Origin of the sequence: Marivita sp. S0852, assembly GCF_046591575.1 — a bacterium.
Taxonomy (GTDB): Bacteria; Pseudomonadota; Alphaproteobacteria; order Rhodobacterales; family Rhodobacteraceae; genus Marivita.
The window spans coordinates 346,407-368,717 of record NZ_JBIQWA010000005.1 but is presented as its reverse complement, the minus strand read 5'-3'; the positions used below and the strand labels follow the sequence as shown (position 1 = coordinate 368,717).

At 57.3% G+C, this 22,311-nt stretch carries 20 protein-coding genes; 10 read left to right on the top strand and 10 right to left on the bottom strand.

The genetic code is table 11. From position 1 onward, the window contains the following. Positions 1–22: 22 nt before the first annotated feature. A complete protein-coding gene (locus tag ACG74X_RS13630) occupies positions 23–1,555 on the top strand; it encodes an ATP-dependent RecD-like DNA helicase (protein WP_411235497.1) in 1,533 nt (510 codons plus the stop codon). On the opposite strand, the gene ACG74X_RS13625 is transcribed toward ACG74X_RS13630, so the two are convergent. Further along, on the bottom strand, positions 1,552–2,571 hold the full coding sequence (locus ACG74X_RS13625) for an NADP-dependent oxidoreductase (protein ID WP_411235496.1): 1,020 nt from the start codon (positions 2,569–2,571) through the stop codon (positions 1,552–1,554). The two genes, ACG74X_RS13630 and ACG74X_RS13625, sit on opposite strands and share 4 nt — an antisense overlap. Before the next feature lie 93 nt (positions 2,572–2,664). Between ACG74X_RS13625 and ACG74X_RS13620 the strand changes: the two genes are divergently transcribed. After that, entirely contained in the window at positions 2,665–4,296 is a 1,632-nt protein-coding gene (locus ACG74X_RS13620; protein WP_411235495.1) for a long-chain fatty acid--CoA ligase, read from the top strand. Positions 4,297–4,385: 89 nt separating this feature from the next. On the opposite strand, the gene rpe is transcribed toward ACG74X_RS13620, so the two are convergent. The 7 genes from rpe to ACG74X_RS13585 all read right to left on the bottom strand — a co-directional run bounded on the left by rpe (position 4,386) and on the right by ACG74X_RS13585 (position 11,688). Beyond that, positions 4,386–5,066, bottom strand: coding sequence for a ribulose-phosphate 3-epimerase (rpe, locus tag ACG74X_RS13615; protein WP_411235494.1), 681 nt, complete (start codon positions 5,064–5,066; stop codon positions 4,386–4,388). Between the two features lie 23 nt (positions 5,067–5,089). Further along, positions 5,090–6,025, bottom strand: coding sequence for a 2-hydroxyacid dehydrogenase (locus ACG74X_RS13610; protein WP_411235493.1), 936 nt, complete (start codon positions 6,023–6,025; stop codon positions 5,090–5,092). Between the two features lie 3 nt (positions 6,026–6,028). Then, positions 6,029–7,168: a rod shape-determining protein RodA gene (gene rodA, locus ACG74X_RS13605; RefSeq protein WP_411235492.1), complete on the bottom strand. Its 1,140-nt coding sequence runs from the start codon at positions 7,166–7,168 to the stop codon at positions 6,029–6,031. After that, positions 7,165–9,108, bottom strand: a complete 1,944-nt coding sequence (gene mrdA / locus ACG74X_RS13600) for a penicillin-binding protein 2 (RefSeq protein ID WP_411235490.1) — start codon at positions 9,106–9,108, stop codon at positions 7,165–7,167. Before mrdA ends, rodA begins: the two co-directional genes overlap by 4 nt. Next, positions 9,105–9,641 (bottom strand): rod shape-determining protein MreD, encoded by a 537-nt coding sequence (locus ACG74X_RS13595; RefSeq protein WP_411235488.1) that lies wholly within the window; start codon positions 9,639–9,641, stop codon positions 9,105–9,107. The genes mrdA and ACG74X_RS13595 overlap by 4 nt, the downstream gene beginning before the upstream one ends. Continuing rightward, a complete protein-coding gene (gene mreC, locus ACG74X_RS13590) occupies positions 9,641–10,552 on the bottom strand; it encodes a rod shape-determining protein MreC (protein ID WP_411235486.1) in 912 nt (303 codons plus the stop codon). Before mreC ends, ACG74X_RS13595 begins: the two co-directional genes overlap by 1 nt. Positions 10,553–10,641: 89 nt before the next feature. After that, positions 10,642–11,688: a rod shape-determining protein gene (locus ACG74X_RS13585; protein ID WP_411235485.1), complete on the bottom strand. Its 1,047-nt coding sequence runs from the start codon at positions 11,686–11,688 to the stop codon at positions 10,642–10,644. A gap of 219 nt (positions 11,689–11,907) precedes the next feature. Between ACG74X_RS13585 and ACG74X_RS13580 the strand changes: the two genes are divergently transcribed. Together ACG74X_RS13580 and ACG74X_RS13575 are read left to right on the top strand one after the other, a co-directional pair. After that, the gene (locus ACG74X_RS13580) at positions 11,908–12,435 is read left to right on the top strand and encodes a hypothetical protein (RefSeq protein ID WP_411235484.1); all 528 of its coding nucleotides are present in this window, start codon (positions 11,908–11,910) and stop codon (positions 12,433–12,435) included. Between the two features lie 109 nt (positions 12,436–12,544). After that, positions 12,545–15,043 carry a GcvT family protein gene (locus ACG74X_RS13575; protein ID WP_411235483.1) on the top strand — a complete coding sequence of 833 codons (2,499 nt, stop codon included), beginning with the start codon at positions 12,545–12,547 and terminating at the stop codon, positions 15,041–15,043. A 123-nt stretch (positions 15,044–15,166) separates the two neighbouring features. Here ACG74X_RS13575 and ACG74X_RS13570 read toward each other — a convergent pair whose 3' ends face one another. Both ACG74X_RS13570 and ACG74X_RS13565 read right to left on the bottom strand, forming a co-directional pair. Beyond that, on the bottom strand, positions 15,167–15,502 hold the full coding sequence (locus tag ACG74X_RS13570; protein ID WP_411235481.1) for a carboxymuconolactone decarboxylase family protein: 336 nt from the start codon (positions 15,500–15,502) through the stop codon (positions 15,167–15,169). Positions 15,503–15,614: 112 nt separating this feature from the next. Beyond that, positions 15,615–17,303: an acyl-CoA dehydrogenase family protein gene (locus ACG74X_RS13565; protein WP_411235480.1), complete on the bottom strand. Its 1,689-nt coding sequence runs from the start codon at positions 17,301–17,303 to the stop codon at positions 15,615–15,617. Between the two features lie 468 nt (positions 17,304–17,771). Between ACG74X_RS13565 and ACG74X_RS13560 the strand changes: the two genes are divergently transcribed. From ACG74X_RS13560 to ACG74X_RS13535, 6 genes are read left to right on the top strand one after another with little or no spacing between them, the layout of a single operon-like run. Beyond that, positions 17,772–18,476, top strand: coding sequence for a response regulator (locus tag ACG74X_RS13560; RefSeq protein WP_411235478.1), 705 nt, complete (start codon positions 17,772–17,774; stop codon positions 18,474–18,476). Between the two features lie 2 nt (positions 18,477–18,478). Beyond that, positions 18,479–20,194, top strand: coding sequence for a sensor N-terminal transmembrane domain-containing protein (locus ACG74X_RS13555; RefSeq protein ID WP_411235631.1), 1,716 nt, complete (start codon positions 18,479–18,481; stop codon positions 20,192–20,194). 12 nt (positions 20,195–20,206) lie between these two features. Then, positions 20,207–20,647, top strand: a complete 441-nt coding sequence (locus ACG74X_RS13550) for an HPr kinase/phosphorylase (RefSeq protein ID WP_411235477.1) — start codon at positions 20,207–20,209, stop codon at positions 20,645–20,647. A gap of 17 nt (positions 20,648–20,664) precedes the next feature. Further along, positions 20,665–21,591: an RNase adapter RapZ gene (gene rapZ / locus ACG74X_RS13545; RefSeq protein ID WP_411235476.1), complete on the top strand. Its 927-nt coding sequence runs from the start codon at positions 20,665–20,667 to the stop codon at positions 21,589–21,591. Beyond that, the gene (locus ACG74X_RS13540; RefSeq protein ID WP_411235475.1) at positions 21,588–21,989 is read left to right on the top strand and encodes a PTS sugar transporter subunit IIA; all 402 of its coding nucleotides are present in this window, start codon (positions 21,588–21,590) and stop codon (positions 21,987–21,989) included. Before rapZ ends, ACG74X_RS13540 begins: the two co-directional genes overlap by 4 nt. A gap of 27 nt (positions 21,990–22,016) precedes the next feature. Next, the gene (locus ACG74X_RS13535) at positions 22,017–22,295 is read left to right on the top strand and encodes an HPr family phosphocarrier protein (RefSeq protein ID WP_411235474.1); all 279 of its coding nucleotides are present in this window, start codon (positions 22,017–22,019) and stop codon (positions 22,293–22,295) included. Positions 22,296–22,311: the final 16 nt, after the last annotated feature.

The window sequence follows — 22,311 nt, the reverse complement described above, 5'->3', positions numbered from 1 at the left end:
CTCGGGCCTATAGGGTCCGGGCATGACGACACAGGCACTCACATATTCTGAAGATCAGGCCGCAGCACATGATCACGTGGCAGATATGCTGCGTGGGGCGGGTGTCGATCTGGAAAACAACCTCTTGCATCCACCACGGGATGGTAAGGCCACGGTTATGGCGATCACCGGTAAGGCCGGGTCAGGCAAGACACTTCTTCTGGCCGAGCTGTGCAAGAGCTTACAAGCAGTCGGTGTGGATGTGGTGTCTGGCGATTATGAAGGTCGCCGTCGCAAGGATCGGCGGACATTGGCGGTGCTTGCGCCCACCAACAAAGCCGCCAGCGTTCTGCGAATGCGCGGTGTGCCGGCCACCACAATTCATCGTATCTTGTACACGCCGGTTTACGATCCGGAATATGAACGGATTGCAGAATGGCTGATGGGCAATGGCGAAAAGCCCGAGATTGATGGCCTGACGGAAGATGCTTTGAACCGGGCGCAGGTCTCTTATGAAAATCATACGTCGATTCCAGCGGCTTTGGCGGCCGCCGGTTTGCGAGGATCAGATTTCATCACGGGCTGGAAGCGACGCGAAGACCCGCTCGATATCGGCTTTGTTGACGAAGCGTCGATGCTCGACGAGCGTCAGGTTGACGATCTGCGAGAAATATTTCCGCATCTTTTGCTGTTTGGTGATCCAGCGCAGCTGGCTCCGGTGAACCAATCAGGCAAGATGGTTTTTGACACATTGGCCCCGTCGCAAGTGATGCATCTGAGCCGCATTCACCGACAAGACGCCGACAATCCGATCCTTGATCTGGCCCATGCTCTGGCCGATCCGGCCCTCGAATTCGAGAGTTTTGAGCGCATGATCGAAGATGTCGCTCGCACGGATGATCGTGTTGTCTGGGGGCAGCGGGTCGAAGTCGATCTGATGGCGCGGTCTCCGGTTTTGGTTTGGCGCAACGCGACGCGCATCAGGCTGATTCATGCCTTTCGAAATGTCCATGGCGCGCCGGAAACAGAGCTTTTGGAAGGTGAGCCGCTGATCTGCGATGGCATTGAACTTCCGATGAAGCACCGCAAGAAACGGCTCGATCTGGAAGCGCGTGGTCTGATCAAGGGCGCTCAGGTTGTGTATCTTGGACCCGGTCGCAAACCCGGATTTTCTCGGCTGCACGTGATGGGGGCGGAAGATCCGCAAGTGTCTGCCGCGTCGATTGTAAAGATTGAAAAGCCGGACGAAGAAGAGCCGTTCATCCCGTTTGCCGCCCGCATGGGTGCCACGTTTCTGCATGGCGCGGCTGTCACAATCCACAAAGCGCAGGGGTCGCAATGGGACGAGGTTCAAGTGTTTGCACCCGACCTATACGCAGCAGCCCGTATGGGTCGGGTCGAAGCGGGTCAGCCGCTTTGGAAACGTTTGGCCTATGTGGCGATCACACGCGCTGCCACGCGGTTGCACTGGGTGGTGCGCAATCGTTTGTCCAAACCCACCGGACCGTTGCAAATAGACGATTTGCGGGCATCACCTGCCGCACCGTTGGCTTTGGAAATGGAAGCCGACGTCTAAAGTTTTACGATCTGCTTGCCGACATTACCGCCTTTCAGCATTTCGATGAACGTCTGCGGCATGTTCTTTAGCCCCTCTGCCACGTCTTCCAGATAAGCGATGTCACCTGACGCCACTTTGGGTCCAACATCAGCCAGAAAGGCAGGGTATTCGTTCCAATGGTCGAAGATGATAAATCCCGAAACATGAAGGCGTTTGACAAGCACGCTGCGCCACAGGCTGGGAAGCTGATTGGTGTCGGCGATGTTGTCGCCTCCATACCACGCGATCATACCACACACCGGAATGCGCCCATGGACGTTCATCAGGGGCAAAACAGCCTCTAACAGTTTGCCCGCCACGTTTTCCCAATAAATGTCGACACCGTCAGGAGCCGCCTTTGCGATGGCCTCGCGCAGGGACTTGGCGTCTTTATGCGCCCGGTGATCAATGGCGGCATCGAAACCGAATGTTTCGGTCGCCAATCTGCACTTTTCTTCGCCGCCCGCGATTGCAATCGTGCGCAGGCCCATGCTTTTGGCAAGCTGGCCAACCATCGACCCGACAGGGCCGGTCGCGGCCCCCACAACAAGCGTTTCGCCTTTTTGCGGGCGACCGTATTTGTGCAAACCCACCCAGCCGGTCAGTCCCGGCATTCCCAAAACGCCCAACGCGGTTGACGGCGGTAAATCGGCGTCGAGTCTGCGGATGTCTGACGCGGGCAGGCAAGCGTGGCTGGCCCAGCCCGTCATCCCGGTCACGATGTCGCCTTTTGTGATCCCATCCGCCCGGCTCTCCAGGACGCGACCAACCCCCTGGCCGGTCATTGTGCCACCGATGTCCACGGAGGGGGCATAGCTTTTGACGTCGTCCATGCGTCCGCGCATGTAAGGGTCAAGTGACAGGTGGGTCACTTCGATCAGAACATCCCCCTGTTCAGGGCTTGGAAGGGGGGCGTTTTCGAGTTTGAAATCCTCGGGCACGGGGCTTCCGTCCGGGCGACGTGCCAACGTAATGCGGGACATGGTTGCGGACATGATGGGACCTCTCTTGCGCGTTAAAGCTTGCGTGTCGTGAGTTGGGTACTCAATGTATCGGAAACAGAGCGGCAGAAGGCAAGGGAGGGCTTGATGCGCGGAATGATGATGAACCGCCCCTTGGCCATTATCGAATTGCTGCAATATGCATCCGAGATTCATGGCGACGCAGAGATTGTCTCGGTCCGGACCGAGGGTGACATTCACCGCCAATCTTATCGTGAAACCTTTGCCCGGACCGGTCAGCTCGCGCATGCGTTGGCTGCTTTGGGCGTATGCCACGGCGACCGCGTTGCAACATTGGCGTGGAATGGACACCGCCATTTCGAGCTTTACTACGGCGTTTCGGGATTTGGTGCGGTTTGTCATACGATCAATCCGCGCCTGTCCGCCGAGCAGATGATCTACATTCTTGACCACGCGGGGGATGTTGCCCTGTTTGTGGATATCACGTTTGTCCCTCTTTTGGAGGCGCTGAAGGATGACTTGCCGCCTGATCTGAAGCTGATTGCGTTGACCGATGCGGCCCATATGCCGGACAGTGCGCTTGATCTGCTCTGCTATGAAGACCTGCTTGCGCCGAAGAATACGATCTATCCTTGGCCTGATCTGCCGGAAGATACCGCAGCCGGGTTGTGTTACACCTCTGGAACGACAGGGCACCCCAAAGGGTCGCTCTATTCGCATCGTTCGACTGTGTTACATGCGCTTTTTGTTGCAGTGACTTTGCCGCGTTCCTTGCATGAAGGGGCGCGTCTGTTGCCGGTGGTTCCGATGTTTCATGTCAATTCCTGGGGCATGCCCTATGCCGCGCCCATTGTCGGGGCGTCCCTTATCATGCCCGGTGGCAAACTGGATGGCGCGTCGCTGTATACTTTGATGGAGTCGGAAAAGGTGACGGCAAGCTGGGGCGTGCCGACCGTCTGGCTGGGACTGCGCGCGGAGATCGAGGCCCGCGGCGCACCGCCCGCTGATCTGGATCAGGTGGTCATCGGCGGGTCTGCCGCGCCACGCAGTATGATCGAGTTCTTTGAAAACGCGGGTATTGATGTCTGTCACGCGTGGGGCATGACCGAGATGAGCCCGGTTGGCACCACCGGCCAGCTTTCCATCAACATGCAGGATGCCCCTTTCAAGGATCGCATGGCGCGAAAGGCCCTGCAGGGGCGGCGCATGTTCGGTGTTGATCTTAAGATCGTTGATGAAAACGGGCAGAGCTTGCCGCATGATGGCGAGGCGGTTGGAGAGCTTTATGTGCGGGGCAATGGCGTCATCTCTGGGTATTTTAACAATCACGAGGCAACAGCAGAGGCCATGGACGCCGAGGGCTGGTTTGGCACCGGAGATGTCGCCAGTCTTTCGCCTGACGGGTTTCTGTCGGTGCAGGATCGGCTTAAGGATTTGGTAAAGTCCGGCGGCGAGTGGATCAGTTCCATTGATCTTGAAAACATCGCGATGTCGCATCCGGATGTCGTGAATTGCGCAGTGATCGCGATTCCGCATCCGAAATGGGGCGAACGCCCGGTTCTGGTGGTGCAGCCGAAAGAGAACACACATCCTGAATTGTCGGAATTCCACACATTGATGTCACCGCATTTTGCCAAATGGCAGCTGCCTGACGATGTTTTGCGTGTTGACGCGTTGCCTTTGACCGCAACGGGCAAGGTGTCAAAGCTGACGCTGCGAAAACAATTTGCAGAATATAAACTGCCCAACGACGTTTGAGACTGGGCTCAACACGTAGCCGGTCAGGCATGGCCGCAAAAGGATCAAACAGCTCAGAATGCGGTCAAAGTGTAAAGCCGCGTGCTATGCTATCCTGCCGCCGCTCGGATTGCTTTGATGTTCTCTCCATAGGGCCCAGGGTTGGACACGGACCCGCCTTTGAATGCAGCAGATCCCGCAACAAGCACATCCGCACCTGCCGCGCGGACCAAAGGTGCCGTGGTTGGATCAACACCGCCGTCAACCTCTATATGCACATCGCGGTCGCCGATCATTTCACGCAGCTCGGTCACTTTCTGAACGCAGGAATGGATGAACTTTTGCCCGCCAAAACCGGGGTTTACTGTCATCACGCAGATCAAATCGACCAAGTCAAGCACGGGTGCGGCGGCTTCGACGGGGGTGCCGGGGTTCAAAGCCAGACCAGCTTTGGCTCCCGATGCCCGGATTGCCTGAAGCGTGCGGTGGATATGCGGGCCAGCTTCGACATGGGCGGTGATCACATCTGCGCCTGCTTCGGCAAACGCCTCGATATAAGGATCGACCGGTGCAATCATCAGATGAACGTCCATCACTGTTTTAATGTGGGGACGAATGGCTGCGCACATGGCTGGCCCGAAAGTGATGTTCGGCACGAAATGCCCGTCCATCACATCGACGTGAATCCAGTCGGCCCCCTGCGACTCGACGGCTTCGATCTCGGCCCCGAAATTGGCGAAATCAGCGGCTAGAATGGAGGGGGCGATTTTTACCGATCGGTCGAATGTCATGGCAGGCTCCTTTGCCCTTGGGCTTAGTACCCTGCGTCGCGGTCCACAAGGTACAAGAACGGTGCGCCGGTTTCGCCCCGGCGGATATTTTCGGCGATCACCCGGCTGGCGCTGGGCACACGGGTTTCCGATGCGATATGTGGTGTGACCGTTACATTTGGATGCGCCCAATAAGGGTGGTCTTGCGGCAAGGGTTCTGTGCGGAACACATCCAACGTCGCATGTGCGATCTGGCCCGCATCAAGCGCGGCAATCAAGGCGTCGTCGTCGATCAACGCGCCACGGCCAGGATTGATAACAAACGCTCCGCGCGGCATCAGCGCGAGGGTCTCGGAATTCAGCGTGTTTTCTGTGGCAGGTGTGCTGGGCAACAGCAGGATCAGGATCTGCGACTGTTTCAGCACTGCGCGCAATCCATCTTCACCGGTTTCGCAGGCAATGCCTTCAATGGATTTGAGGCTGCGTGCCCAACCGGTGACCGGAAACCCCAAAGCGCGTAAGGCCTGCCCGCATGCCGAGCCAAGTTCGCCCAGACCCAGTATTCCCACCGGACGGTCCGCCGCGACAGGAGGAGCATCCGCGATCCAGGCGTGGGTCGGGTTCACGATATGCGCGTCCATTCCAAGATGGTGGCGCAAGGTATGTCCGGTCACCCACTCCACCATGCCTTGCGTCAATCCTTCATCATCCACCATCCTTGCATACGGCACTTTAAGCGTCGGGTTGCCGACGGCGTCTTCGACACCTGCCCAAAGGTTCAGCACGGCTTTCAGCCGGGTGTGGGGGGTAAAGTCTTGCACCGGTGAATTCGGCGCATAGACGATGTAGTCCACCGTGTCCGGAGCCATGTCAGTGCCCAGTCGATAGTCTATGCCAATCGCGTCCAGTGCAGTGTGTAACGGCCCTTCGTAAAGGGCCCAGCTTTTGGGGTGGGCTGCGAACAGGACATTGATTGGCATGGCTTACCTCGGGCGATGGATATGCGCGCTCTGTACCAAGCCGAACGCGATCATCAAGACCAACATCGCCGACCCCCCATAGCTGACCAAGGGCAGCGGCACACCAACGACGGGCGCAAGCCCCATGACCATCGACATGTTTACCGCAAAGAACAGAAAGAAGGTTGCACCGATCCCGAGGATCAAAAGCGACGAGTATCTGTCCCGGTTCTGCAGCGCCGAGACGATGCAGAACATAAGGATCAAAACATATAGGATCAAAAGGGAGATACCGCCGACAAAGCCGAACTCTTCGGCCAGCGTATTAAAGATGAAATCGGTGTGTTTTTCGGGCAGGAAATTAAGCCGCGACTGGGTGCCTTGCATGAAGCCCCGACCGGTCCAGCCCCCGGACCCCATCGCGATCTTGGCCTGCGTGATGTGGTAGCCCGCGCCAAGCGGGTCAGAGCTTGGGTCAAGAAACGTGTCGATGCGGCGGAATTGGTAGTCTTTGATCAGCTGCCAATCCGTGCCCCGGCTAAGAAAGACGGTGTAAATCCCGGCAATGCCTGCGGCGAAGACGGACGCGAAATAGGCCCAATGCACGCCGGCAAGAAACATCATCAATCCACCGCCCGCCACCAGCAGCAGCGCGGTGCCAAGATCGGGCTGGGTCAGGACAAGAAATGTGGGCAACAGGATAAGAAAGACCGGGACCAACACCCAGAACGGGTGAGATGTCTTTTTCATCGGCAACCAGTCGTAATAGGATGCCAACAGCATAACCATCGCGATTTTCATCAGCTCGGACGGTTGCAGGCGCATGAAGCCAAGATCAATCCAGCGTTGCGCCCCCATCCCGACCGCCCCAAAGAATTCAACGGCGACCAAAAGTGCAAGTGCGACAAGATATGCCACAAGGGACATGTTTCGCCAAAACCAGATCGGCACCATCGCAACAAAAAACATCAGCGCCAGGCCCAGCGCAAAGCGTTTCAGCTGCGGTTCCGCCCAAGGCATCATCGACCCACCGGCCACAGAGTAAAGCATCAAGATGCCCACCCCGGTGATAGCGGTCAGCAACAAAACCAGCGGCCAATTGATGAACAGCATCTTTCGCCAGCCCGCCGGGACCGTCTTGACGGTATACTCCAGATAGCTCATGCGCGGCTGCGCCCGTCAACGTCATTGGCCTGCAGAACCTGCTGCAAGCGCGCCTGCTGCGCGCGAATACGCTCGCGATCCTTGGCCGGATAGGCCTCAAGTGGCGGGTCTTCGCCATACAGCGCCTGAAGCGTAACGTCGCGCCCGATCGGTGCCGCTGCGCGCGACCCGCCGCCGCCATGTTCGACAATGACAGACACCGCAATTTTTGGGTTTTGGTAGGGCGCATAGTTTACAAACAGCGCGTGATCGCGGCGGTTCCAGGGAAGATCCTCGTTGCGTGTCACACCCCGAGCGCGTTCCGCAGGTGTGATATTGCGAACCTGGCTGGTGCCGGTTTTGCCCGCCATACGGTAGGCGTCTTCGATGATCCGCGACCCATAGGCCGTGCCGCGGCGATTGTTCGATACAGAATACATCGCGCGCCGGATCTGCCGGAGGTGATTTTCGTTCAGCCCAAGGCTTTCATTCCCCAGAACCGGGCGCTCTAACCCGGCCACACTGCGCACCAGACGGGGCTGGATTGCGGTCCCTGTGGCCAGCCGCGCTGTCATGACCGCCAATTGTATGGGCGATGACAGAACATAGCCTTGGCCAATGGAGGCGTTGACCGTGTCGCCGATCCGCCAATCCGCATCACGCTCTGCCCGTTTCCATTCCTTGTTCGGGATCAGGCCGGTGGTGACGGCTGACATGCCGATGTTATAGGCCTGACCCAGACCAAAACGGCGTGCTGTTTCTGCGATCCGGTCGATCCCGACTTTGAGCGCAAGATCATAGTAATACACATCACAGCTTTGGCGCAGCGATTGTTCAAGGTTCATGTGGCCGTGACCGGCTCGTTTCCAGCAGTGAAAGCGGCGGCCGCCAACTTCCATATGGCCTGGGCACCAGACGGTTTCATCCGGCGCAACCAGACCAGCATCCATCGCCGCCAATGCGGTGATCATCTTGAACGTCGATCCAGGCGGATAGGCATCCTGTACGGTTTTCGACGCAAGGGGGCGGTGGTCATTGTCGCGCAATTCCCCAAAATCCGCGACCGAGATCCCGCGCACAAATTTGTTCGGATCATATGATGGTGATGATGCAATCCCAAGCAGATCGCCATTCGTGACATCCATGACAACTACAGAGGCGCTTTCTTCGCCAAGCCGCGCCTGAATATAGCTTTGCAGCTTGCTGTCCACAGTCAGCTGCATGTCCGCGCCAGGCGTGCCTTCGCGGCGATCCAATTCCCGCATGACGCGACCAACGGCGTTGACCTCGACCCGCTTTGCCCCTGCGCGCCCGCGCAGATCTTCTTCGAACCGGGCTTCGATTCCGACTTTTCCGATTTGAAAGCGCGGGATGCGCAGTACAGGGTCAGGGGTCTCGTAGCGGGCAAGATCACGTTCACTGACCGGCCCGACATAGCCAACCGCATGGGCAAAATCACCACGTCGCGGATAGACGCGCGATAACCCGACCTCTGGTGTGACACCCGGCAAAGCGGGCGCATTTACGGCGACGCGGCTGATATCCTGCCATGTGACGCGTTCTGCGACGGTGACCGGTAAAAATGGCGCGCTACGCTGCATTTCCGCCAAAGCGCGGTTCAGTTCGTCTTCGTCCAGTTCCACAAGGGTGGACAATCGGGCAATCACATCATCCACATTGCCCGCGTCCTCGCGCACCATAGTGATCCGGTAGGATGGTTCATTGGCCGCCAAAGTGACGCCGTTGCGATCGAATATCTGCCCACGGGTGGGGGGGATCAGGCGGATATTGATGCGGTTCTCTTCGGCCAGCAGCCGAAATTCGTCGGCCTGATCGACCTGCAGGTGTTGCATGCGCAACCCCAAAGCTCCGGCAAAAGCCAGTTGCACACCGCCAAGGATAACGCCCCGGCGGGAAACTTTGCGGATGCTGGCCGCAGTGTCTTTTGGTGCCTGTCTCATATCGTGCGCCCCAATCGGTCCACATCACCCGGAGCCGCGCGGCGCACTCCGAACAGGAAAAAGGAGGCGCCGACAACCAGCGGATAAACGGCAATTGTCATGGCAACCTGCACAAAGCTAAGCGTGAGCGTACCCGGTGCCAAAATAAGGATCATGAACACGGCACGATAGAGGGCTGTAATCACAATCAGGGTACCTGCAAAAGTCAGCCATTCAAGCACGAATGTGGTTTCCCGCTGACGCCGTTCGCGGGATTTGAGCCACTCGGCGGCACACACCACAAGCACCGACCACAAACCCGGTGGCCGCTGTAGCATCATATCCGCAAGAAGCATCACCGCAGCCACAAGCAAAATCGGAACGTAATCCGGTCGCCGCACGGCCCAGGCAAAAACAAATGCCACCAAGACATCGGGGCCCGCCCATTGGCTGGGGGCAGGATTAAGCGGAAGCAGGTGAAAAAACAGGATCACCAAAGCGATCAGAACGAACAGCGCCCGCATTGCCCAAATCCGAAGGAGGTTCTGGTCCATCAGGGGGTCACCTTCGCATCCTCGGTTGGCAAGTCTGTTTGTCCCGGCGGTGTTTCCGGCAGGATGAGCGCGGCAGGGTTTGACACCCGGCGCGCGCCGTGATCACGCAGCACGCGCAGAAATTCGAGACGTTCGTAATCTGCGGCAAGGCGCGTGCGCAATCGCCCGCCGGGGTCTTCTGCGACCTGACCGATCAGCAGTCCGGGGGGAAACACATCGCCATCGCCAGAGGTGACAATCCGGTCGCCCGGGCGTACCTGGTCCGGGGTTTCCAGAAAATCTATGGGTGGTGCAGAGGTGTTGTCGCCAACAATCAAAGCGCGTTGGCCCGACGGCTGAATGGTGGCGGGAATCCGGCTTGTGGCATCCGTCAACATAATCACCCGGCTGGTATTGGCCCCGACGCCCGAAATGCGCCCGACAAGCCCGGTGCCATCTACTGTTGCCCAGCCGTCAACAATACCGTCGCGAGAGCCCACGTTGATCAACACAGATTGCCGGAACGGCGATCCGGAATCCGCCAAAACAACGCCGGTGATATAGGTCAGACGCGGATCAATTCGGACATTGTTCAAATCGCGCAGCTTTGCGTTTTCCTGTTCCAGCTGCAAAGCGGCCTCTTTCCAGGCGGTCATCTGCCGCAGTTCGCGCCGAAGCTCTTGATTTTGTTCGTAAATACGCTGATAGCTTCGAAAATCGCGCGCAAGGTTCACGGTGGCCGTCACCGGAGCCATCGCCCAGTCAAAGCTGGGCAGGACCGCATCAATCACCGCTGCGCGAAATCGTTCCACCCGGGGGCTGTCGATGCGCCAAAGAAAAAAGAGGCCAAGCAGGCACAAGATGACAACCGCCAAAAGCAAACGCTTGAGCGGGGTCGTGTAGGTTTCGCTATGAGTGCCGCTTTTCGCCAAAGATCCCCCTTCTTAGCGCAACCACATATGTGGCACCCGGTTTTGTGACCAGGTCGCGCGCCAATCCAGTCACCGAAAGGGTGATGGGTTCAGCTGTCGTAGTCAATCGCGTGGCGCAATTGTTTCTCGTATTCAAGCGCTTTGCCGGTGCCCATCGCCACACAGTTCAGGCTTTCATCGGCGATAGAGACTGCCAGCCCCGTCTGTTCGCGAAGCGCCAGATCAAGATCACCAAGCAATGCGCCGCCACCCGTCAACATCACCCCCCGGTCAACGATATCCGCTGCCAAATCGGGAGGGGTTGCTTCCAGGGCGGTCATCACGGCCTCGCAGATTTGCTGCACGGGTTCTGACAACGCCTCTGCCACTTGTGCCTGGCTGATCTCGGTTTCTTTGGGAACGCCGTTCAAAAGGTCGCGGCCCCGGATTTGCATTGACGATCCGCGACCGTCATCGGGCATACGCGCCGTGCCGATCGAGGTTTTGATCCGTTCCGCCGTGCTTTCGCCCACCAGCAGGTTTTGCTGACGACGCAGATAGTTGATGATTGCCTCGTCCATGCGGTCTCCACCAACGCGCACGGATCTGGCATAGACGATATCGCCCAGCGACATCACAGCAACTTCGGTTGTCCCGCCGCCGATATCCACAACCATGTTGCCAGTCGGATCGGTGATCGGCATGCCCGCCCCGATGGCCGCCGCAATAGGTTCGGCAATCAACCCGGCCTTGCGGGCACCTGCAGACAGCACGGACTGACGAATCGCGCGTTTTTCCACCGGTGTTGCGCCATGTGGCACGCAGACGATGATCTTGGGTTTGGAAAAGGTCGAGCGTTTGTGAACCTTGCGGATGAAGTGTTTTATCATCTCTTCGGCCACGTCAAAATCGGCAATCACCCCTTCGCGCATCGGGCGGATCGCCTCGATGGAACCGGGGGTGCGGCCCAGCATCAGCTTGGCATCTTCACCGACAGCCAAGACTTTTTTCTGCCCGTCCTTGATATGGTAAGCGACCACAGAGGGTTCAGAAAGAACAACACCGCGACCCTTGACGTAGACAAGCGTGTTGGCCGTTCCAAGGTCGATGGCCATGTCTGACGAAAACATGCCCAACATTTTGTCTAGTCCTAGCATCTGCGATTTGCCTCAAGCCAATATGCATTAGGCCAGCGACTCTATCGGGTCGGAAGCCGTGGCTCTTATAGGTGTGGTTGCACAGGTGTGAAAGGCCCTGAACGTGCATAGCAAGCATGAATTTGCCGCAAGAATCCGGATCGGTTGTCAAATCACGCCAGGACCATCCGATATGCAAGATTGTTTCCATTCCGGACACAAACACATGATCCTGCGCGGATGGCGCAAAAACGCGCTTTAATCTCGAAGAGCCCGCCGTTTTTTCGCCGGAGCAAGAGCGTATGCTGGCCATGTTTCAGACCGATTATTGACGTAAATCGCATGGAGCATTTTATGATTTTCGGATTGATAAAGCGTATCGTTAAGCTTGCCGTCTATGGTGTCGGCTTTGGCTGTGTTGTTGGAGTTTGGGACTTTATGCAGCAATCTCAAGCGACAGAAGGCAACTTTACGCTTGAGGACTATGCCGTTTCAGTCACCGACCGCTATGGCGCGCAGGTCCGCGAGTTTGCAGATGACACCATGATTATGGCGCAGACCGGTGTTGACCATGGCCTGACATGGATTGCGTCGTTCAGCGAGAGTGGCTTGCCGATCAGCGACTCTCCGGCCCACGATGAGACCACCGCGTCGGTATCCGTGCCGGAGCACGTTTCCTCTTTAGACGCGCTTGTTGTGCTTGCCTCGGCAGAGCAAAGTGCCGCACCGGAATCATCGCTTTATCCACGCGCACGCGGCGCGCAGTAAGGCTTTGTTGAGAGGCAGGTCGTTTTCCTGCCGCAACGCGTCGGGTAGGTTCGGCGCGGAAAGATGGGGACAGGTATTCACTGGGGGAAACGCCTTGGAGTGAGACCCCATGAAAACCCATGTCAAAGCTTTGGTCGTCGGTGGCGGCGCTGTTGGTACCTCGATTGCCTATCACCTTGCCCGTGCAGGGTGGGAGGATGTGATGCTTTTGGAGCGGGATGAGCTGACATCCGGGTCCACATGGCATGCCGCCGGTTTATTGCCCTACTTCAATATGTCATATGCGACGACGCATATTCATGACTATTCTATCAAGTTCTACAAAACGCTTGAAGAAGAGACCGGGTTGAATGCCGGGTTTTCCGTTGTTGGCAACCTGCGCATCGCGCAGACGCAGGCGCGGATGGATGAATACATGGTTTACGCCACCACGGCCGAGACCTGTGATGTGCCCTATGAATGGCTGTCGCCTGCGCAGATCAAGGAGCGGTATCCGCTGGTCCGGTCCGAGGATTTGGTGGGCGCGATTTATCACCCGACGGATGGCTACATTAACCCGGCTGACGTGACGATGGCGATGGCCAAGGGAGCGCGTCAACGCGGGGTAGAGATTGTGCGCAAATGGCAGGCGGATGCGTATCATTGGACCGGCGATCATTGGGATGTGACCTGCACGAAGATGGTCGAGAAGGGCGGCAACCTTGTGCCGTCTGACGAGCAGATCGTCATTCATGCCGAGCATGTTGTGACGGCAACGGGCAACCATCCGCAGCGGACGGCGAACCTGTTGGGGATCAAGATCCCCGCGATCCCGGTGGAACATCAGTTCATCGTCACGGAACCCGATCCGGCGCTTGTGGAGTGGCGCAAGGAAAACGGCGAACACCCGGTTCTGCGTGATGCGGATGCCAAGTGGTACGTGCGCGAGGAACGCGGCGGTTGGATCTTGGGGCCTTACGAACGCAATGCGCCTGCGCGATTTGAATACGGTGTGCCGGACAGCTTCCGCGCCGACCTCTTCCCATTGGACCTTGAGCGGATCGAAGAGGAATACATGAGCATGATCCACCGGATTCCGTCGTCGGAAACCGTGGGTCTCAAGGACGATTTCAACGGGCCGATTTGCTACACGCCGGACGGGAACCCGTTGGTTGGACCGGCACCGGGGCTGCGGAATATGTGGCTGGCGGAAGGGTTCTCATTCGGGATCACGGCGGCGGGTGGCACGGGCTATTACCTGGCGCAGATGATGGTCGAGGGGGAGGCCGAGATTGACATGGCCTCGCTCGACCCCAAGCGCTACGGATCGTGGATGACCACTGAATACGCCGCGCGGAAAAATGAAGAGGCGTATGAGCACGTTTATATTCTCCACCACCCGGATGAAGAGCGCCCGGCCTGTCGTCCGCTTCGTACGGCACCAGCGTACGACCGGCAAAAAGCGCTGGGCGCGCAGTTTGGCTGTGTGAACGGGTGGGAGCGTCCGAACTATTACGGGCCTTTGGACGCACCGGAGACGTTTGATCACGATGCCCGGTCCTTCCGGCGTGGCGCATGGTGGCAGTACGCGGTTGAGGAAGCGAAGGCCGTGCGCGAGGGCGTTGGCCTGATCGACGCGACCGCGTTCACCAAGCATGTGGTCAAAGGGCCGGGGGCCACGCAGTTTTTGGATTGGTTCACTTGCAACACGCTGCCCAAGGTGGGGCGCATCAACCTGACCTATGCGCTGACGGATCACGGCACGACGCGCACGGAATACACCATCGTGCGGTTGGGTGAGGACGAATATTACCTCGTGTCCGCCGGTGCCTGGACCGCCTATGACGCGGATTACCTGCGCAAGGCGGCTGCGGACAAGGCGGCTGAGTTCGGTTATATCGAAATTCAGGATGTGACGACGCAATGGGGCGTGTTCGCCATCGCTGGGCCGAAGTCGCGGGATGTGTTGAACGAGATCGTAAAGGATGCCGACCCGGCGTTGGTGCTGTCCAACAAGCGGTTCCCGTGGTTGTCTATGCGTGACATCGAATTGGGCATGTGCCCGGTCCGCGCGATCCGCGTGGCGTACACGGGCGAATTGGGTTGGGAATTGCATCACCCGATCGAGATGCAGACCTACCTGTGGGATCAATTGATGGCCGCCGGGGCCAAGCATGACATGAAGCTGGTCGGCGCGCGGGCGCAGAACTGGTTGCGGCAGGAAAAGTCGTACCGGGCGTTTGGGAATGAACTGGGCCGCGATGCGACGCCTTTGGAGGCAGATTTGCCTCGTTTCATTGATCTGTCGAAGGAGTTTCACGGCAAGGCGGCGATGGAGAAAACGGGCGTGCGATCGAAGTGCTGCACCGTGTTGATCGACGGGCTGGCGGATGCCGATCCTTGGGGGCGCGAGGCGCTGTATTATGGAGAGACGCGCGTTGGGCGGTTGACGTCTGGCGGCTATTCTGTGGCGTTCGGGAAGTCGATTGGCATGGGATATGTGACTCCCGATCTGGCAGTGCCGGGAACACGGCTTAGGGTAAAGATGTTCGATCAGTTTTGGGATGCGGAAATTGTTGAAGACAGTCCGTATGACCCGAAAAACGAGGTGATCCGCAAAGACGGATAATGTAAACCGGATGCTGCGAGGCATCCGGACAGGAATTGTGGCGGAACGCTGTGCCTTTGGCACAGATGAGGGCTCTGCCCTCATACTCCCGAGGTATTTTCAGCCCAAAGAAACCGGGCGCGGTCAGCCGGTCAGGTCGTCATAGACCTCAAGGGCCTTGCCTGCATACATAAGGCCCGGTCCGCCCCCCATCTGGACACAGGTTGCAAGCACTTCGGACACTTCTTCGCGGGTGGCTCCCAGACGGATCAGAGCTTCGGTGTGGAACAAGATACAGGGCTCGCACCGCGTTGCGACGGCGATCCCTAGGGCCACGTATTCTTTTTCCTTGAAGGTGAGTGCTGCGTCTTTCTTAACTGATTTGCCAAGCGCGCCGAACGCAGCAGAGGTTTCGGGGATTGCCGCGTTCAACGTTCTGAGTTGGCTCTTGGTGTCGTTCAGTTTTGCTTTCCAGCTCATGTCAGGCTCCTGCGATGTGTTTGGCACGCAAGAGCATTTCGCGACACGGGGGTCTTTGATCCAGATCAGAGGTCAGGAGGTCGGACGGGATACGCCCGACCTTCTTTCATGTTCAGCCCAAGAGGCGTCGGGCGATGACCTGCGCTTGAATCTCTGCCGCCCCCTCAAAGATGTTCAGGATGCGGGCGTCGCACAGGATGCGGCTGATCTTGTATTCCAGCGCAAAGCCGTTACCGCCGTAAATTTGCAGCGCATTATCCGCTGCCGCCCACGCCACGCGCGCGCCCAGCAGTTTCGCCATGCCGGCCTCAAGGTCGCAACGGCGGCCTTCGTCTTTCTCGCGGGCCGAGAAATAGGTGAGTTGCCGTGCCACCATGATCTCGACCGCCATCATCGCCAGCTTTGACGCGACGCGGGGGAAGTTGATGAGCGCTTTGCCGAACTGTTTGCGATCCTGCGCGTAGGCCATGCCTTCGTCGAGCGCGGACTGCGCCACACCAATCGCGCGGGCGGCGGTCTGGATGCGGGCGGATTCAAACGTCTCCATGAGTTGTTTGAAGCCTTTGCCCTCTTCCATTCCAAGAAGGTTCTCACCCTTCACTTTGAAGTCGTCAAAGTTAACGGTGTATTCCTTCATGCCGCGATAGCCGAGGACTTCGATTTCGCCGCCCGAAATGCCCGGGTCCTGCCATGGCGCTTCGTCGGTTCCGGGCGTCTTTTCGGCCATGAACATCGACAGGCCCTTGTAGTTGTCAGTGTCGGGCACAGTGCGGGCCAGAACCGTCATCACATGGGTGCGCGCGGCGTGGGTGATCCAGGTTTTATTGCCATTGATCGTCCAGTCGCCATCGTCGCCTTTGACAGCTTTGGTGCGCAATGCGCCAAGGTCGGAGCCGGTGTTTGGTTCGGTAAACACAGCTGTGGGCAGGATTTCGCCAGAGGCGAGGCCCGGGAGCCACTTTTCTTTCTGTTCGTCGGTGCCGCCCGCGATCACCAGTTCGGCTGCAATCTCGGAGCGGGTGCCCAACGATCCAACGCCGATATAGCCGCGCGATAGCTCTTCGGACACGACGCACATGGAGTTTTTCGACAGGCCAAAGCCGCCATGTTCTTCGGGGATGGTCAGACCAAAGACACCCATTTCCGCCAGATCATCAATGATCTCCATGGGAATTAGGTCATCCTTGAGGTGCCATTCATGCGCAAAAGGTTCGACCTTGTCGACCGAGAAGCGGCGGAATTGTTCGCGGATCATCTCAAGCTCATCGTCCAGCCCGCACGCCCCAACCGTAAGTTCCGCGCTGCGTTCCTGCATAAGATCGACCAAGCGCATCCGCGCGGCTTGGGTGTTGCCGTGATGGGTCAATTGCATGACTTCGGGGGTCATGAGAATGCGCGTGTCGTCTTGGGTCAGGCCAATGTCTTGAAGGCGCACGATCTCGCCCTGGTTCATCTGAATGCCACCGTAGATCTGCCAGAGATATTCGCCGAATGCGATCTGGTGGAGCAATTGCTCGATGTCGCCGAATTTACCATCTTGCTGCAGCCGCTCGGCCCAGCCCTGCATCTGACGCAGGGACTCTACGTATGTGGCCAGCCAGGCCAATCCATGCGCCGCCGTTTGATTGTCTTCGATGAGCGCGCCAGAGATACGGCCATCCGCCTGAACCAGATCCAGAACACGCGTGCGTGCCAGTTCCAGTATGTCGGATGCGGGTTTGATGGTGGACCCGGTCAGGGCCAGAAGATCAGGGAGGATGGTTTCGGTGGTCAGGGTCAAGTCTTGTCCGTCATGGGCCATGAATCACGTCCTTTTCAGCTTTCCGCTTGGATACGTAGTTTGCAGATGCAGCGCAACAAAAATACCAAATGTATAGGTAATTTATTCAATTGTTTCGTCAAGAAATGCCGCATTGCGGCGTGGCTGTTTGTTTGCAAAGGCTTTCCTAACGCTACCAGAGGTAGCCCTTGGTGACAAAAGAGGTATCGGACGTGCTGACGCGGTGGCATTTGCAGCCTTTGTAACCTCTTGGGAGACAAAGCCAATCTGCGCATTCGACGCGGCATTTCTCATTACGTCGACGCAAGTGCGGCTGAAATCGCTGCTGCTGGGCAACAATGTGATGCAAATTAGCCATCCGTAAGGGTTTTTCCGTCTCAATAACGGGGCAAGAGAGAAGTGATTCGCAAAATTGGATTGGCGGGCGGCAAAAAAGTAAGCATACTAATGAAAAAAATATAATTGAGAGCAGTACAAGGAACACAATCCATGTCGAAAATCGCCCTGGTGGACGATGACAGGAATATCCTGACATCGGTCGCGATCACCCTTGAAGCAGAGGGATTCGAGGTCGAAACCTATAATGACGGTCAAGCCGCGTTGGATGCATTCAACAAAAAGATGCCCGATATGGCGGTCTTTGATATCAAAATGCCCAGAATGGATGGCATGGACCTGCTTCAGCGGGTGCGTCAGAAATCCAAGATGCCAGTGATCTTTCTGACGTCCAAAGACGACGAAATTGATGAAGTGCTGGGTCTGCGCATGGGGGCGGATGATTATGTCAAAAAGCCGTTTTCGCAGCGTCTTTTGGTAGAGCGGATTCGTGCCCTGCTGCGGCGACAGGATGCTGTTGCGGGCGATGCGGCCGGAGGTGAGGTCGAAGAAGCCAAGCTGATGGTACGCGGTGAACTGACCATGGATCCGTTGCGCCATTCGGTGTCGTGGAAGGGCATGGACGTGTCTTTGACCGTGACAGAGTTTTTGTTGTTGCAGGCGCTTGCGCAGCGCCCCGGCTTTGTGAAATCGCGGGATCAGCTGATGGATGTCGCCTATGACGATCAGGTTTATGTCGATGATCGCACGATTGACAGTCACATCAAGCGGCTGCGCAAGAAGATGCGCACGGTGGACAACGAGTTCTCTGCCATCGAAACGCTTTACGGAATCGGCTATCGTTATAACGAAGAATGACCATGGCTTTGGTTGAGGGCGCTGAGATCGAACGGTCAGGCGGACGCAAGGATGCAGATGTGGTGCTTGGGGATGACTGGGTCGCCCCCGATCGGACTGTTGAATCCGCTGTCCGTGACAGTCAGGAGCGTCGCGGTCTTTTCTCTCTGAATAGATCGCCTTTGACGCGCAAGATCATTACGTTCAATCTTGTCGCTCTCAACTTTCTTGTTGCCGGCATTCTGTTTCTAAATTCGTCGCGCGACACGCTGGCCGAACAGAAAGCCGAAGCTGTCCGAATCGAAGCAGAGCTAATCGCAGATGTTTTTGAGGCGCAGGTCGACGATGGGGCGAGCGTCAATCTGGGTACCGGACAAGGGGTAAATGTCGCGCAGACGCTTTCCGAGATCGACATACGCCCGGGCCTGCGTATCTTTGTCTTTGATGCCGCACGGTTCCTTGTCGGCGAGGTGGATGGCGGGGCGGATGCGCTTGAACCTGTTGATGCCGCCGAAAAGCCAACGGTCATTTCCGATTTCCTGTTGACCGTCTGGAGCAGCGTTTCATCCGTTTTTCGCGGTGATACCGATCTGGGCGCTTTGGCGCTTGAAGACATCTTGCGGCAACAGATCGAAGAGACAGATCCATCCAGAACCCGTGTGGACCGAAGCGAAGGGTCGGCAGGCGAAACTATTTTCACAGCGCTTAGTCCGATTGAAGTGCCCGGCGGAGTGGCCGGCACGGTTGCGTTGGTCAGTTTCGCCCCTGAAATTGACGCGGCTGTGCGGCTTGAGCGTGAAAACGTGTTGCAGATGTTCGTGATCGCGACACTGGTGTCCATCGGCCTCAGCCTTGTGCTTGCGTCCACCATTTCAAACCCGATTTCCAACCTTGCAGATGCGGCAGAGGTGGGGCGTGACCGGAACCGCCGGAACGTGGCCTCGGGGCGTATCCGCATTCCGGATCTTACGGCGCGGCCGGATGAAATTGGGCGGTTGTCGGGCGCGCTGCGCGGAATGGTTGCGGCACTATACGACCGTATCGATGCAAATGAACAGTTTGCGGCGGATGTCGCGCATGAAATCAAAAACCCGCTTGCATCCCTGCGTTCTGCGGTGGGCACATTGCGGGTGGCGCGACGGCCGGATCAGGTCGATCGTCTGCTCGACGTAATCGACCATGATGTGCGGCGTCTTGACCGGCTGGTCAGTGATATTTCCAATGCTTCTCGTTTGGACAGCGAATTGGTCAAAGAAGAAGAATCCGAATTCAATCTTTTGGACATGCTGGGTAATCTGGCCCAGTTTTTGGGGGAAGATGCAAACCGGCAAGGCATTGAGTTTATCACCGATCTGCCAGATCGGGCCATTCGTGTGCATGGGCTGGAGGCGCGCCTTGCGCAGGTGTTTGTCAACCTCATCACCAACGCGATCAGCTTTTGCGAAGACGGCGATGCCATTCGCCTCTGGGCACGGCAGCGCGAAAACCGCGTGTTGATCGTGGTTGAGGATACCGGGCCCGGTATCCCGGATGAAGCGCTTACCAAGATATTCAAACGCTTCTATTCACAGCGTCCCGAAAACGATTTCGGAAACAACTCTGGACTGGGTCTGGCGATATCGAAACAAATTGTCGAAGCGCATGGCGGCGTTATCTGGGCCGAGAACATTCGCCCGACCGAAGCTGACGCAACGTCCGAGCCTTTGGGGGCACGATTTGTTGTCGGTCTGCCCCTTTGATGTCACCGGGCAATGACCGATGCGGCCCCCCTCACTCTGCATGCCACCGCTGTCGCAGTCGCCGAAACATCAGTATTGCTGATCGGATCAAGCGGAAGTGGCAAATCGGCTTTGGCCCTGGAAATGATGGCCCGAGGCGCGACCCTGATCGCCGATGATCAGGTCATTCTGACGTCGCGCGAAAACGCGATTTATCTGACCTGCCCCGCGCCACTGGAAGGTTTGATAGAAGCGCGCGGGGTAGGGCTTTTACATACGGATCATGTCTCGGATGTGCCATTGGCGCTGGTCGTGGATATGGATCAGGAAGAAACAGAGCGGCTTCCTCCAAAGCGGACGACAACCTTTCTGGGAAAATCGCTTCCCTTGCTTCACAATGTTGCCTCAGGGCATTTTCCTGCCGCACTTATACAATACCTTAGACACGCGCATCGCAACGATGCGCATCTGTAACGCTTAACCGAGGAATCATGCCTGCGACTCTTTCAAAAAATCGCGTTGTTTTGGTCACCGGACCTTCGGGTGCGGGACGTTCCACAGCGATTAACGTTTTGGAAGACCTTGGCTTTGAGACGATTGACAACATGCCGCTGCGCATGGTTCCGCGTTTGTTTGACGGGCAGTCGCTCGATCGGCCGCTTGCTGTCGGTATAGACGTGCGCAACCGCGATTTTTCGTTGTCGGGTTTGCTAGACTTGTACGACCATGTCATGACCGCAACCGACACCGGGGCGACCTTGCTCTATCTTGATAGCAGGCCAGACATCCTTTTGCGCCGTTATTCGGAAACGCGCCGCCGGCATCCTTTGGCTCCAGACAACACGCCGGAAGAGGGGATTTCCCAGGAAATTGAGCTGCTTAAGCCTGTGGAAGATGCGGCAGATATCGTGATTGATACATCCGATTTATCGCCACATGACTTGAAAGCCGAAATGCATCAATGGTTTGCGGATAATTCAACGCAAAAACTATCGGTATCAATTCAATCGTTTTCCTACAAACGTGGCATTCCGCACGGCGTTGATATGGTGTTCGATTGCAGATTTCTTGTCAATCCGCATTGGGATGACGCGCTGCGCAGCAAGACCGGTCTTGATCAGGATGTGAGAGTCTTTGTCGAACAAGACCATCGTCTTCGGCCATTTTTAACCCATATTACACGCATGGTATCGTTTTTGCTTCCCGAGATTGACGCCGAGGGGAAAACGCATTTTGCCATCGGGCTTGGCTGCACCGGCGGGCAACACCGGTCTGTTGTCGTTGCGGAAAGTGTTGCGGCGACCCTTGCAGAGATTGGCTGGCGGGTGTCAATTGGCCACAAGGAATTGTCGCGACGCGGACTTGCGACCCCCGTGTATCAAGACGCGGGTCGGAAGGTGGGAAAGGCTAGACAGTGATCGGGATCGTGATCGTGGCACATGGGGGCTTGGCGCAGGAATATTTGTCCGCGGTCGAACATGTGGTCGGCCGTCAGCCTGGAATGGCAGCCGTTGCCATTGCGGCAGATCACAATCGCGAAGCCAAGCAAGCAGAGATCTGTACCATCGCAGACGAGGTGGACCGCGGCCACGGTGTGGTGATTGTGACGGATATGTTTGGCGGATCGCCCTCTAACCTGAGCTTGCAAGCCTGTCAGCCGGATGATCGCCGGATCATGTACGGCGCGAATTTGCCGATGTTGATCAAACTGGCCAAAAGCCGCGATAAATCGGTTCCTGATGCGGTGCGGGCTGCATTGGACGCGGGGCGGAAATATATTGACAGCCAGAACATATCCTTGGATCAGGGCGCCTGATACTCAAGGTTCGGGAGGCCTGATTGTATGTCCGCTTCAGCAGTACGCGTGTTAAAGATCATTAACGAGAAAGGCTTACATGCCCGTGCCTCCGCAAAACTCGTTGAGGTCGTTGAAGGTTTTGACGCCATCGCGGATGTGCGCAAGGATGGCATGAGCGCGTCAGGCGACAGCATCATGGGGCTTTTGATGTTGGCAGCCTCCAAAGGAACCTCTATTGAGGTACAAACCTCCGGGCCGGACGCAGAAGCCCTGGCTGCCGCGATCGAGACGTTGGTGGCCGACCGTTTCGGAGAAGGCTGCTGATCATAAAGGTTGGCAC